This is a genomic window from Pseudalkalibacillus sp. Hm43 (genome assembly GCF_051842935.1).
Taxonomy (GTDB): domain Bacteria; phylum Bacillota; class Bacilli; order Bacillales; family Fictibacillaceae; genus Pseudalkalibacillus.
On the sequence record NZ_JBPXRR010000001.1, the window covers coordinates 2,220,178 to 2,232,877 of the forward strand.

Annotated in this window: 13 protein-coding genes and 1 pseudogene; 1 reads left to right on the forward strand and 13 read right to left on the reverse strand. The window is 36.5% G+C overall.

The genetic code is table 11. The annotated features are described in order from the left end of the window. Positions 1-19: 19 nt before the first annotated feature. From ACSVDE_RS11720 to ACSVDE_RS11730, 3 genes are all read right to left on the reverse strand, one after another. Positions 20-481, reverse strand: coding sequence for a hypothetical protein (locus ACSVDE_RS11720; protein ID WP_439301072.1), 462 nt, complete (start codon positions 479-481; stop codon positions 20-22). Position 482: 1 nt separating this feature from the next. Beyond that, positions 483-1,274 (reverse strand): phosphotransferase, encoded by a 792-nt coding sequence (locus tag ACSVDE_RS11725; RefSeq protein WP_439301073.1) that lies wholly within the window; start codon positions 1,272-1,274, stop codon positions 483-485. A 94-nt stretch (positions 1,275-1,368) separates the two neighbouring features. Further along, on the reverse strand, positions 1,369-3,174 hold the full coding sequence (locus ACSVDE_RS11730) for a S9 family peptidase (protein ID WP_439301074.1): 1,806 nt from the start codon (positions 3,172-3,174) through the stop codon (positions 1,369-1,371). Positions 3,175-3,361: 187 nt separating this feature from the next. On the opposite strand from ACSVDE_RS11730, the pseudogene ACSVDE_RS11735 reads away from it, so the two are divergent. Continuing rightward, positions 3,362-4,254 (forward strand): annotated as a pseudogene (locus ACSVDE_RS11735) (AraC family transcriptional regulator). Between the two features lie 58 nt (positions 4,255-4,312). Here the strand turns inward: ACSVDE_RS11735 and ACSVDE_RS11740 are convergent. The 10 genes from ACSVDE_RS11740 to ACSVDE_RS11785 all read right to left on the reverse strand — a co-directional run bounded on the left by ACSVDE_RS11740 (position 4,313) and on the right by ACSVDE_RS11785 (position 12,679). Continuing rightward, the gene (locus ACSVDE_RS11740) at positions 4,313-4,711 is read right to left on the reverse strand and encodes a hypothetical protein (RefSeq protein ID WP_439301075.1); all 399 of its coding nucleotides are present in this window, start codon (positions 4,709-4,711) and stop codon (positions 4,313-4,315) included. Between the two features lie 30 nt (positions 4,712-4,741). Next, entirely contained in the window at positions 4,742-5,713 is a 972-nt protein-coding gene (locus tag ACSVDE_RS11745) for a quinone oxidoreductase family protein (RefSeq protein WP_439301076.1), read from the reverse strand. A 45-nt stretch (positions 5,714-5,758) separates the two neighbouring features. After that, a complete protein-coding gene (locus ACSVDE_RS11750) occupies positions 5,759-6,409 on the reverse strand; it encodes a hypothetical protein (protein WP_439301077.1) in 651 nt (216 codons plus the stop codon). A gap of 225 nt (positions 6,410-6,634) precedes the next feature. Next, on the reverse strand, positions 6,635-7,222 hold the full coding sequence (locus tag ACSVDE_RS11755; protein ID WP_439301078.1) for a YdeI/OmpD-associated family protein: 588 nt from the start codon (positions 7,220-7,222) through the stop codon (positions 6,635-6,637). A 90-nt stretch (positions 7,223-7,312) separates the two neighbouring features. Then, a complete protein-coding gene (locus tag ACSVDE_RS11760) occupies positions 7,313-7,882 on the reverse strand; it encodes a DUF4256 domain-containing protein (RefSeq protein ID WP_439301079.1) in 570 nt (189 codons plus the stop codon). Between the two features lie 277 nt (positions 7,883-8,159). Next, the gene (locus ACSVDE_RS11765) at positions 8,160-8,624 is read right to left on the reverse strand and encodes a GNAT family N-acetyltransferase (protein ID WP_439301080.1); all 465 of its coding nucleotides are present in this window, start codon (positions 8,622-8,624) and stop codon (positions 8,160-8,162) included. A 53-nt stretch (positions 8,625-8,677) separates the two neighbouring features. Further along, the gene (locus ACSVDE_RS11770; RefSeq protein ID WP_439301081.1) at positions 8,678-9,244 is read right to left on the reverse strand and encodes a GNAT family N-acetyltransferase; all 567 of its coding nucleotides are present in this window, start codon (positions 9,242-9,244) and stop codon (positions 8,678-8,680) included. A 422-nt stretch (positions 9,245-9,666) separates the two neighbouring features. Further along, entirely contained in the window at positions 9,667-10,293 is a 627-nt protein-coding gene (locus ACSVDE_RS11775) for a type 1 glutamine amidotransferase family protein (RefSeq protein ID WP_439301082.1), read from the reverse strand. Positions 10,294-10,367: 74 nt separating this feature from the next. Continuing rightward, positions 10,368-11,330 carry a helix-turn-helix transcriptional regulator gene (locus ACSVDE_RS11780; protein WP_439301083.1) on the reverse strand — a complete coding sequence of 321 codons (963 nt, stop codon included), beginning with the start codon at positions 11,328-11,330 and terminating at the stop codon, positions 10,368-10,370. Positions 11,331-11,551: 221 nt separating this feature from the next. Continuing rightward, positions 11,552-12,679, reverse strand: coding sequence for a hypothetical protein (locus tag ACSVDE_RS11785; protein ID WP_439301084.1), 1,128 nt, complete (start codon positions 12,677-12,679; stop codon positions 11,552-11,554). Positions 12,680-12,700 lie beyond the last annotated feature (21 nt).

The window sequence follows — 12,700 nt, forward strand, 5'->3', positions numbered from 1 at the left end:
CCAGTTATTTTGTATATTGCTAATCTAACCTTGTACGTGTTGCTTCCTCCCAATCCTCTATAGTACCTGAATGTACTTCTGCAAATGATCGCCCATCCATCGTATTAGCTATACCATTTTGAGGCATTACGGTCAGTTCAGTAGAATATCCGCCAATTAATTTATGTTGGCTTTTCATCACATACAAGGATTTCAGGCCATGTTCAAAGCTATATCCTATAAAAGCTTCAACCGTAATTTCCTTGTCGATATATTCACGTATTTCATCTTTCTGCAAACTCCAGATGTAATTATAGGGTTCGTTAAACAGTGTCACTCTATCTAATGTGTAACGATGGTTATCTCCGTTTGACCAAACCACATAATAATCATGATCTTCTACATAACTTCTCGCTTCCTCGCTACTGTTAACGAATATCAAAATTACATAAGTGGTGATTAGGAAGAGAATAACGGAAAAAATTCTAATCTTATTTTTCATGTTAGAAGAACTCATACAATCCTTCATCAAAGTACGCTAGTTCTTCATTTGTAATCTTATATCGCTTATATCCTTCGTAAAAAGATTGGATGTACTCAGTATGATCCGTGAATTTCCGAATGGCGAGCGCCTCATCGAATCTAGGATCTCCCACTGTCATTCCAGCTACATCAATGAACTTGTGTACTTTGCCATCCGTGACAAGTACATTGTCTATCGTACAGTCCCCATGTATCATTGTTTGTTGTACAGGTGTAGGTTTGTTCAATACCAAGTGTTCTAACAGCTGTTTCGTCCCATCTGTATTTCCTTGCCCCACATAAAATTCAGCAATACGAAGTTGCTCATTCAGCCAATTCTTATCGTGCTGAAGGGATTGAATCGGGGAGCTCTCGTGAAAATGATGAAGAAATTCACCAAAGCTCGTAATTAAAGAGCATTGTTCTTCTAAAGTGGCTGATGTTGCTAAAGCTTTTCTTAAGGTAATCCCCTTCTCATAGGACATGATTAAGTGACTTCGATCTTCTTCATCAATAAAGCCATGAAATTTTGGAACGGGGATATTTTCATGAAGGAGCTTTTTTAGTACTTGAGCTTCTGTCTTCAACCAGATTCGATATCTTTCTTCGGTAGAGGTTTTAAGTATGTATTTACTTTCATTTGTAAAAAGTTGCCTTACAGTTGAGGTCCATCCTTGTTCGGCTGGTATATGTATTTTCGTGATTTCACCTATGCTCTCTTCAATTTTTTCTATTAACTGTTGCTCTAACTCATCGACTACGTTCACTTTCATCCTCCCTCACCTAAAACATCAATGGTCGCTATTATTAGATATTAAACAAAAAGAGGCGTAATCCTTTTATCGGATTTACGCCCCTACAGTTGTATTAGGATTTTACTGTTGCATTAATCTTTTGGTCGAAGAATTCTAGAATCCTTCTATATACCTTCATTTCATTTTCTTTCTTGGAGAATCCATGTCCTTCGTCTTCTAGAAGCATGTACTCGACTTCTGTGCCATTTTCTTTCAGCGCGTCAACAATCTGGTCAGATTCTGCCTTCACGACCCGCGGATCATTTGCACCTTGGATAACGAGCATCGGTTTATTCATTTCTTGCAGATAGGTAATTGGGGAGTCTTCCGTCAATTTCTCTTTATCCTCAACCGGGTCACCGACGAACTTGGCAATCGCAGGTTTCCAATGGTCCGGCACACTGTCAATGAAAGAAAACAGGTTACAAGGGCCGAAGATATCTACGACCGCCTGGTATAACTCTGCATGACGACCGTGAAGGAGCAATGCCATATAACCGCCATAGCTTCCACCCATCAAAAAGACTTTATCTGGATCTACGTAATCATTTTCGATTAACCACTCGATACCCTTTACGTTATCAAGCCGCGGCCCATACCCCCAATCCCGCTCTACCATTTTCATGAATTTCAATCCATAACCGGTCGATCCTCTGAAATTAGGAGCAAAAATGGAATACCCGCGATGCAGCAAGAATTGATACAAGGACCAGAACCTCTTCCGGTCTGCGGACTGTGGTCCTCCATGTGGGAAATGGATAACATGACCGTTTGAATTGTCTTCATGCGCACGATAGAACAATCCTTCAATTTCAAGTCCGTCATAGGATTTATATCGGATTACTTCAGGTTCAATCAACAATTCTTCTGAAACACCTGGGACTTGATTGTTCGTCAACTTTTCCCATTGACTTTCATTAAGCTTCTGGCAATATACATTTGTCGGTCTTTTTGAACCATCGCCAAGCAAGTAAAGATTCCCTTTTGAGGAAATCGCGAGTTTGTTGATGAGATGAACAGGGATGTCCTTTTGTTCGTAGGTTTCTTTACTCAAGTCATACACATAGAGCCGGTCTTCAACCCCACTCGAGCTGACGATGTATAATCGGTTATTCTCTTTATCCGCCTTTACAGTCGTTAAGTCCTCCTGCTCGAGTTCTAACACTTTGGAGAATTCCTTCGTATGTAAATTAAACTTCGCCAAATAAGAAAAATCAGATCCAAAGTTTGTCGTAAAGTAAAGAATGTCATCGGTGAAAAAGACGGCTTCCATAATCATGAATTCTTCTTCACTTGGCGGTGTTAAAGATACATCCTCTCCATTCATTCTTACAAAAGCGAGCGTATGAGAGTTTGTATAATGCTTTGAGTAAACGATTTTTTTTTCATCTTCACTTACTGCCATGATATCAATGGCTGCATCCGTTCCCTCAATCAGGGTGGTAACCTCTTCTGTTTCTAAGTTGTAGCGGTACAAGTTAAGGTACGTTGGATTGCCTTTCGAAGATGTGTAGTATAACCGCTTACCATCTTCTGAAAGACTGCCGAAATAGTGTTTTACACCTTTCTCTTCACGTAATGGAAGCAATGCTCCTCCTTGTGGTTGAAGCGCATATAGCTGGATGTCTTCATCTCCATCAAAGTCAAAGCCAGCAACTATGAAGTCACCCTTCTGATCATAATGAAGCGCATGACACTTTTGATTGGAGAATGTTAGTGGATATGGGTACTTATTAGGAAGGTCCATCCCCCATAGATTGAAATGCCCATTAATGTTCGTACTGATGACTAGCTGCTCTTCATCCGGGCTTATGACAAAATCGTTGATGGTTAATGTCTGAAAGAATTGTTCTACATCTGGTTTCGGAAAATTCAACATGTACAGCCTCCTTGAAAACTCATATTCTTGGTACTTTTCGACAAAAGGTAATATTTACCTCTTTTTTATTTTTCCTATCTTAACCTTGTTGGCTGTCTCTATTTTTCAACGTAAAATGAAGATAGCAATAAAGGTTAAGAACAAAATTTCAGGGATTGGTATTGTGGATATAGGCAGGTGAATGGATATGGATTATGTGGTATGTATACAGCGTACGCTCGATTACATCGAAGAAAACCTTCAAGAACCGATTACACTTGAGGAGTTGGCTTCAATCGCTTGTTTTTCTCCGTTCCATTATCATCGGGTTTTCCAAGCCATGGTTGGGGAGCCTGTGATGGTTTACGTGAGAAGGAGAAAGCTGACGTTTGCAGCAGAACGACTTTATTTTTCAGATGATAAAGTGATTGATATTGCCCTTGATGTGGGCTTTCAATATCACGAATCGTTCAACCGTGCGTTTAAAAAGTACTTTGCCGTGACACCGAGGCAATACCGTAACGCCACTAGCCTTTCTGGTCCATTACGTGCCAAAGCCTGCTTAAATCCTAAACTCATATCAGGAGGTAACACAATGGAACCGAAATTTGTTACAAAACCGGCTTTTCACATCATTGGCTACGAACTGAAAACAAAGAATCAAGATGGGCAGAACAACAAAGACATCCCAGCATTCTGGCAACAGTATATTCAAAATCAATTAGGCTCAAACATCCCGGACCCGCTTCACAAAAATGTCGAGCTTGGCATTTGTACCGACTTTTCCCCTGAAACAGGTGAGTTCGTCTATATCATAGGAATGGAAGTAGCAGAAGGAACTCAAGCCCCTAATGGTATGGTGTACAGAAGTTTCCCGGAGATGGAATACGCCGTGTTCACAACACCGAAAGCAAATGAGGAATCGTTCCCCTCTTCCATTCAATCCACCTGGAATTATGTATTTACCGAATGGTTCCCACAATCCGGATATGAACATGGAGGGACATTTGATATGGAGCGTATGATGAAAGATGTCACGGATCAGAAAACATACAGATGGACATCTACATTCCTGTGAAAAAACAGACCGTGAAAACATGACTACCGCAGGAAAAAAGCCCTATTTCTTCATTGAAATGGGGCTTTTCCCTTTTTGTAATCATTGAGCCTCTTCATATTCTACTCTTTCAAATACATAGAAAGCTCCAACGATTTCTTCTATCTGTACAACTACATAGGAATTTTCATGTTCGGAAGCTTGGTCTGTTTGTAAAATAGTAATTGCAGTGTCTTTGCTGGATTGTTCCACTTGATTAACCTTAACCACGCTCTTTCCATTTCCTGAGGATATCACAACGACTTTTTTATCATCCGCGGAATCGAATATTTTGTAGCCCTGATACTCTTTTTTATTTGTTTGTAATTCTTTTATGTAACCTGAGACAGTTGGTAGATCCTTGATCTCTTCTTCTTCAAGTACCGAGTAATCAGGGGATTGTGAGCAGCTGGTTAAAATAATCGTTAAACACATCAGGCAAAATAGTATCAATCTTTTCACTTGTAGGGTCCTTCTTTCATATACTTGGAATTATTTATCTATTTTCAACAGAACTTTACCTTCATAATCTCTGCTCTCAATTAATTGATGAGCTTGGGAAGCTTCTTCTAAACTGAATATCTGTGATATTTGGAGGTCCACCTTATTAGAAGCAAACAACTGTATGACTTTTTCTGCAGCAGGAGCAAGTCGTTCTGGATGATGTTTTCTAGTCGTACCCAAACTGAATCCCTTAATGTTTCTACAGCTGCTATGTACATCGTTCGTACTTAAAGATCCCGATTTGCCACTGCTGTTCCCGAACTGAACAAGTGTCCCATAAAGGGCTAAGCAATCCAGACTTGATCTCGACACATCACCTGCAACCGAATCAAAGACAACATTCGCACCTTGATTATTCGTTTCATTTAAGACACCATCCACGAATGTATCGTAAGTATAGACTGAATCAGCCCCTAATCTCTTCACATATGGCTCTTTATCAAGGTTTCCAACTGTTCCTATAATATTTCTGACACCCGCTAGTTTGGCTAGTTGAATAAGCATGGATCCAACCCCTCCACCTGCGCTATGTATGACAATCGTATCTGTCTTTTGTACTTGTCCAATCTCATGTAAAAGAGTATAAGATAATATAGATACGGTTGGCATTGTAGCCGCTCGTTCCATGGAAAGATGATCAGGAATTTCAAAAACGAGTTGTTCGTTCGCAGCAACATATTCTGCGTAAGAACCGTTTTTAGGAAAAGCGATGACGCGAGATCCTTTTGTAAACCTCGAATTTGAAGACACTTCTTCTATTGTCCCAGCAACATCCAGACCCAATATGAAAGGGAAACTACCATTCCCTTTGTTTCCTTTTCGCTTTTTGATATCCGCGTAGTTCACACTTGTATAGGAAGTTCGAATTAATACTTCACCTTCTTTAATTTTTGGTCTTTCAACTTCAGAGAACTGCAGTACGTTCGCATCCCCATACTCTTGTTGAATTACAGCTTTCATATCTGATACACCTGCTTTTTTAATATTGGAAAGTTTAGTCATTACTTAATACTGTCTACTTCTTAATTTAGTTCCCACAGGATCTTCTTCATCCAGTGAATCATTTGATAAGTATACAACTGAATCTAACCTGGTTTGGTTACCTTTATTGAAAGTGATGTTCCATGAATAATTGCCTACCTTTACACAGTCTGTTGTTTTCTGAAGTTTGTTCAGGTCCAAAAGTCTACCAATTAATTCAGGGTCATTTTGAAAAGGTAAGCGAATGGTCATGTTTTCTATGAAAGTATGTTTTTCTTCACTTACGACTTCTTTTCGTTTCTGAAGTTCAATTTTAAATTTCCAAGGAGTCGTAACAAATGTTCTCCGTTCTCCCTCATTAACTGTCCACTTTAATTGTGTTGCGTTGTCTATAATCTGTTTGTACTCCGTATCACTTACTAGAACACCGATGTGATCGAACATATCCCTTTTCCCTTGACCAAATGTGATATTGGTTTGACCTTTTACCATTTCAATAATTCTAAACTGAATGCCTTTGTCTCTGAAGTCTTCCCACGTTAACGGTGGATTGAATTGTTGAAACTCTCCATTATATCTGCCGACTCTTAAAGTAGTTTCAAAACCCAACCGTTCATAGAATTTTTCCATCTCTTCCGGTCGTTCTGTCCACCAATGGTAATGAAATAACTGCATTCAACCAGCCTCCTTGATCCTAGTTAAGTCTATAACTCTATCTTTAGAATACAAGTAAAAACATAGGATGGCTTCCGATATAGGATGGAAAATAGCTACAACTTTTGATGTAGAAGGAGTATCTACGACTCAATGTATTCCACAATAAAAGACGGGAACCCTTTTGACTGCCCGTCTTCTGTACTGGATTAATTCTACTAATTGTCTTACTTAATACAGTCACTATCAGTCATGCATACCTTTTCCATCAAGGATATGCTGTACATATTTTTCAATCCTTGACTCCCGGGTTTTCGATTGTTTTGCTTTAGAAAAATAGAGTGTATACGCTCTTTGCCGTCCAGGCGTTAATGCTTCAAAGGCATTTTGTAAGTCGGGTACTTCACGGAATTTATTTTGGAGTTCTTCAGGAATTTCAATCTCTGTTTTCTTTTCTACTTCCAAACCAGCTTTTTCAACTTCAATAGCTTCCAGAATATAGTCTTTTAGAATGTCTTCCATTTCAACTATTTCTTGGACATTCGTAAACCGTATCTGACGCGCTGACTGTACATTCTCTGTCTGTTGAATTAGTACTCCATGTGGATCCTTTAACAAAGCCCCTTTATGAAACAGAAGTGCGCAATATTCTTTGAATCCATGGATTAATACAATGTTCTTTCCTTCTAACGTATAACATGGATGCATCCACTTAAAATCCTCGGTCAGTCCGAAATCAAGAACAATCTTTCTTAACAACTCGAATTCTTCTTTCCACTTAGTGTCCTTCCTTAAGAATCCGTCAACCTTACGATTCATCTGACTTTCTGTCATCCAATGAACACTCCTTCTTTTTTGTATGTCTTATTTTCCTTCATACTCAATTGGATGTGTATTTCTTCTTGGAAGAATATTGATACAAGATTAGACCTTTAGGGATCCACGAAATCCTCTGGCAGCATAGTAGGATTCTGCACCATTGTGATAAACGAAGACATGACCGAATCGACTATCACAAAAAAGCGCACCACCTAATTCTCTAATATCATGAGGGGTTTGCACCCAACTCGAGGATTTCAAATCGAAATTGCCAAGCTCCTGCAATCCTCTGTACTGTTCTTCAGTAAGGAGTTCTATTCCCAATTGTGCGGCCATATCGATGGCGTTGTTTTCAGGTTTATGTTTTTTTCTTGATTCAAGTGCTTCACGGTCGTAACAAACACTTCTCCGCCCTTTAGGACTTTCCGCTGAACAATCATAAAAAATGTAGGTGTCGTTCTCTTGATCATAATCAACTACATCGGGTTCTCCACCGGTTCTTTCCATTTCATTAAGCGACCATAGTTTTTCTTTATTTGAACTCAATTTTCCTTCTACTTTGGACCATTCCAGACCTTCATGTCGATTCATATTGTTTTCAAATCGTTCTTTTAACACGCCAAGTAATTCTTCACTTTGTTCTAGGGACAACTCTGTTTTATTTTTCACAGTCATAACCGTTCCTCCTTTAATGCTCCGCTTATCAGTTATCCTATATTTCAAGTTAAAGGTGTGAAATTCCTTTATGGGATTAAAAAACATATAACGCTTTACGTAACAGGTTCTTTTATGAGGTAACAGAATGCAAGATCACATACTAAATAACAAGGTACATAAAATTCATGTACGGATTCACAATAAAATTCACAACAAAAAAGCTTGGAGGATCTCCTCCAAGCTCTTTTCTTTCTAAAAGTTACTCCATTAAAGCCCCCTTTTCTTGAATAAAGACTTATAAGTCCTTTTCTAAACAATAGTGTGGTTTTCCTTCAAGAATTACTTCTTTAAACTTTTTGAAACCTAGTTTAGTCCAAAACATTAAACCTTTCTCATTCTCCTTATGTACTGCCAAACGTAAACTTTTCTTTTCTTCTAGTCTAATTATATTTTCTAAATGTCGAAATGCTTCAAGAGAGTTTCCAGAACCTTGAAACTGCTTATGAATTACAAACAAACTTATCCAAGGTGTATTATCAGTGGGATTTTCTATGCAGTAATCGACTAAACCAATGTACTTTTCAGACTTCTTGATTAATAATCTAGTGGTATTTAGCTTTTTTGATTCTTCAAACTCAGAATTTATATCTTTAAAACTAATAGTTTTTTTATTCTTGGACAGAAGGTTATAGGAAGAATTTGAATTCATAATTTCTAACTCAATTTTCCACTTGTTTATTTCGTTCTTTTCAAAAATCATCACTATTATCACCTTTCTACTTCCAGTGTCATTAATCTCTCCTTATCTTTCATTTAAGCAAGCTCTCCTGATTGTTTAAAAAACCAACTCTTATAATCAATTTTTAAGAGCCCATACACATCAACGTCTTCATATTTATTTTGTAAAAGTCTATTTTGTTTTAATCTTCCTTCTTTTTGAAAGCCAGCTTTTACTAAAACAACGCTTGAAGCTTTGTTCCTAGAAATAGCTGAGGCCCATACTTTGTTTAAATCCAATTGATTAAATCCAAATTCAATAATCCTATTTACAGCTTCTGTTGCAAACCCGTTCCCCCAATAATCTCTACCAATCCAATAACCAAGTTCACCCTTATTATTATTCTTATCAACTCTTAAAGTGATCGTTCCAATTATTTCATTTTCTTTCTTGTTTACTATTTTTAGAGGGTACTCGAGTCCCTTTTGAATCTGTTCTGGTTGAATAGCAATCCACTCCTCAGCATGTTCTAGCTCATAAGGAAAAGGAAGATCCAGAATAGTAGCTAATTCTATGTTATTTGCTAACTCCTTAATTCTGCTTGAATCTACTATACTAAATGGCTGCATTGTTAATCGTTCTGTTTCTAACTTCAAAGACATATTAAAGTACCTCTTCTCAACGACATTTCCCAATGGGTTGTTTGATGCGATTTAGACCCAATTATTTCAAAACAATCATGATAAGGCAATCCTTATTAGTAAAAAGAAGAGAGCTAACCTTTATTAATGATTAGCCCCCTTTAACGGAAGATTTGATATCAAGATATTTCAATCGCTGTTTATTAACAATCATTCTTCCTTAACTGCATACGATTGATTTCTAATTACTATCAAGCGAGGGGACGGTTCTTATGCTTCATGTTGGAAGCGTTCGAACCGTCCCCTCGCTTCCAATCTAATACCAATTATTTCAAATAGATGACTGTAATACAATCTTTTAAATGAAATAAGGGAACGTATATCTTCAATCATTAGAGACACGAGTGATTCAAGATATACGTCACAATGTGTCACTTCATTTATTAATTAGAATTCATCAACTGGAAGAAATATTCAGGTTCATTCGTTTTATTTAGGTTATACCATGAATGTAATGTATTTGGTGTAAATACATCTATTTTTTTAAGTACCTCCATGGCAAATTCCAGCGGAGCTATTCCTGATGCGGTAACTAAATTCTCATCAGATATGGCAGACTCGAAATCATAAAATTTTTCTCCTTTATAGTTAGGACTTACCATTTTGGTATATTCTAAGTCATTACTTGTGTGCCTTCTAGTATCTAAGTATCCCCTATTCGCGAGGGCCTCAATGGCGCCACAAATTGCAGCAACAATCGTGCCATTCTTTAAAGCCTGGCCGATTTTTTCCAAGATAGGCTGATGAATGTCTTCACTCCAAGTAGTCCCTCCTGGTAAAATTAAAAGATCTTTACGCTCAAGTGTAATTTCATCAAAGGACATATCTGGTTTTATGCTCAGCCCTCCCATCGTCGTAATCATTTCTTTATTAGCTCCTACTGTCATTACTTTTAAAGGTGCTAAATCTTTTTTGAAATACCTTCCTGAGTTTAATTCAGCAATTAAATATCCATATTCCCAGTCTGACATAGTATTAAATACATATAAAAAAACCTTTTTTGTTTGCATCCAATAACACTCCAATCACATTTGATATAGCCAGTATAATAAAACTTCCCTGACATTTAGCGTCAGGGAAGTGATTATACTTCATGAAATTTTATTAATTCCGACAGAACTTCAACAAGGCGTTTCTTTAGACTGATTGGCTCAATCACTTTAATAGATTGATTGTACGGTAAAAGTAAATAAGGTACATATGTATGGATTATATCTTTTTCAAGAAGAAAAACGGCTCGATTTGAAGTCCTTTCTTGTAAATAATGTCCTAAAAACCAATGTTGACAAATATCATTCAATACACTTTTATCCCCACTAATAACGAAAGAAATCCCCCCTTCCTTATCTTCTATAGCTGGAAGAAGATTTCTTGTAAAAAAGTCACGTGCTGAGAAATTTTTGGGCCGGTTAAACTTATTTTCGGTTAGCATTAGACTTTCAATGCGATCTACTCTAAAACTACGGATATCATTTCTAAAATGACAAAATCCAATCACATACCACTTATTATTCCAATAAATCATTCTATACGGATCGACTAATCTATCATCTAACTGTTTTTCGCCACTTTTATGGTAAACAAATTTTATTGAGTACCCGTCAGCTACGGTCTGCTCCAACTCCTTCAAAAGTTGTTCCATAGAAAGTGAACATGATCGACTGATCACTTCAAGACTCGTTAAATGTTGGTTTATCTTTGTTTTCTGCTCTTTATTTGAGAAGTTATTTAGTTTTGAAAGGGCTCTATTTAGTGCCTCACCACCATAATATCCGGCTTCTTCTGCAAATACAGCAGCGTGAAATAGTGAAGTTTGCTCCTCAAAATCAAAAAAAAGAGGAGCTTCAATAAAATTGTTCAATAAAGTGTATCCACCATTATGTCCTGGTTCTGAAATGATAGGTACTCCACTCGTTGAAATCGTATCAATATAACGATACACAGTCCTTATATTCATCTCTAACTTTTCTGAAATCTGTTGTGCAGTAATTTTTTCACCTGAACGAAGCATCCATAGAATCGCTAACATATTGTCAATTTTAGGCATATAACTCTACCTCTAAATGAATTTCATTTTCTATCATACTTTTCCTATTTTTGGTATAACCCATCAACTGTTCCTTTCCAATAGCTTTCTAAATAATAAGGGCCATCTCTGAACTGAGTCTTCCACAAACCCGTCTCTTGTTTCTTTATTTTATTATGTCTAACTACATCGTCACACTCTTTTTTAAGTTTTCGTGGTTTTTGATAGGATAAAGAAACCATTCACCAATCCATATTTGCTGCACGATCAATTATTTCAAATTCAAATTCTAAGAAAGACTCAAGGTTTTCCTCTGATTTTATAGCATCTTTAAGACGTTTAATATATTCATCGTCATATCTAATGTCTAGTCCGCTTTCTAAAATAGTTAATGGTAGTTTCCAATTTGACTCAAATAAAAAGCTTTCATACTCGTTTATTATTTTACATATCTCATGAAAGTGAATATCATTGATCTGTAGTAGAGAGTAAATCCCACTACTACTTTCTGGAGGCTGAACAGGTATTATTCCCACCCCCTCAATATGTGGAAAGAACGAACCGTTTTTCTTTTCAAATCCTCCATGAGCATATTTATTTCGTAATTCCTTCAAATATTTTAATTTATTAAACCAACTCATATATACTGGATTATCTTGTGGATTAAAAATACGATTATATTTATATGTCCAATTAGCTGAAAGTAAATCAGTAACTTTTTCTATGCTTTTATTAAATTCTTTAAAAGGTAGTAATAGTATTAAAATATGTTCATGAAAGCTAAAATAAGCGTCTAGCATTGATTGGGTATTAAAGATGACTTCCTTTTGTTTTTCTATGTCACGTAGCCTTTTTACACGATCATGATTAATAGGATTTAGATCCTTTGCTTTTTCTCTAAAATATAAATATCTTTGCCTTAATAAACCAGAACGATTTTCTAAAGTAAAATTACCATGGTTAATTGCTTCCTCAACTACTGAATTAAGTAATAAATTGGTTATTCTAATTGCACTATTAACTTTTTTAAACAAATCACCGATTATTTTCTCATCTTGTGTATTAATGGATAATATAAGCCCCATTTTTTCATATGAAAAAACACAATAATAATTTTTAAATCGAAAAGAGATGTCGTATAAAGTTTTATCCCTATCTTTATAGCTGTAATTAAATTCCTTTAACCTGCAAAAAATAATAAAAATCATATAAGGTTCTACATAATCAACAATAAGATCCTTAACCATATATGAACACAAGTTTCCATCGAAATTCTCTTCCAATGATGCTTCTGTTATATCGGCTATACATTTATTAAAGTTCTCCCATAATCCTGGACTCTCCATCATCACCTTGTTTTTAATTGACATTTCTACACCTCATGTCTTTCA

Coding starts and splice junctions, on each gene's coding strand:
- ACSVDE_RS11785 (WP_439301084.1), bottom strand. CDS start 12,679: ATGTCAATTAAAAACAAGGTGATGATGGAGAGTCCAGGATTATGGGAG.
- ACSVDE_RS11765 (WP_439301080.1), bottom strand. CDS start 8,624: ATGATTTTTGAAAAGAACGAAATAAACAAGTGGAAAATTGAGTTAGAA.
- ACSVDE_RS11720 (WP_439301072.1), bottom strand. CDS start 481: ATGAAAAATAAGATTAGAATTTTTTCCGTTATTCTCTTCCTAATCACC.
- ACSVDE_RS11750 (WP_439301077.1), bottom strand. CDS start 6,409: ATGCAGTTATTTCATTACCATTGGTGGACAGAACGACCGGAAGAGATG.
- ACSVDE_RS11770 (WP_439301081.1), bottom strand. CDS start 9,244: ATGTCTTTGAAGTTAGAAACAGAACGATTAACAATGCAGCCATTTAGT.
- ACSVDE_RS11755 (WP_439301078.1), bottom strand. CDS start 7,222: ATGACAGAAAGTCAGATGAATCGTAAGGTTGACGGATTCTTAAGGAAG.
- ACSVDE_RS11760 (WP_439301079.1), bottom strand. CDS start 7,882: ATGACTGTGAAAAATAAAACAGAGTTGTCCCTAGAACAAAGTGAAGAA.
- ACSVDE_RS11725 (WP_439301073.1), bottom strand. CDS start 1,274: ATGAAAGTGAACGTAGTCGATGAGTTAGAGCAACAGTTAATAGAAAAA.
- ACSVDE_RS11780 (WP_439301083.1), bottom strand. CDS start 11,330: ATGCCTAAAATTGACAATATGTTAGCGATTCTATGGATGCTTCGTTCA.
- ACSVDE_RS11775 (WP_439301082.1), bottom strand. CDS start 10,293: ATGCAAACAAAAAAGGTTTTTTTATATGTATTTAATACTATGTCAGAC.
- ACSVDE_RS11745 (WP_439301076.1), bottom strand. CDS start 5,713: ATGAAAGCTGTAATTCAACAAGAGTATGGGGATGCGAACGTACTGCAG.
- ACSVDE_RS11730 (WP_439301074.1), bottom strand. CDS start 3,174: ATGTTGAATTTTCCGAAACCAGATGTAGAACAATTCTTTCAGACATTA.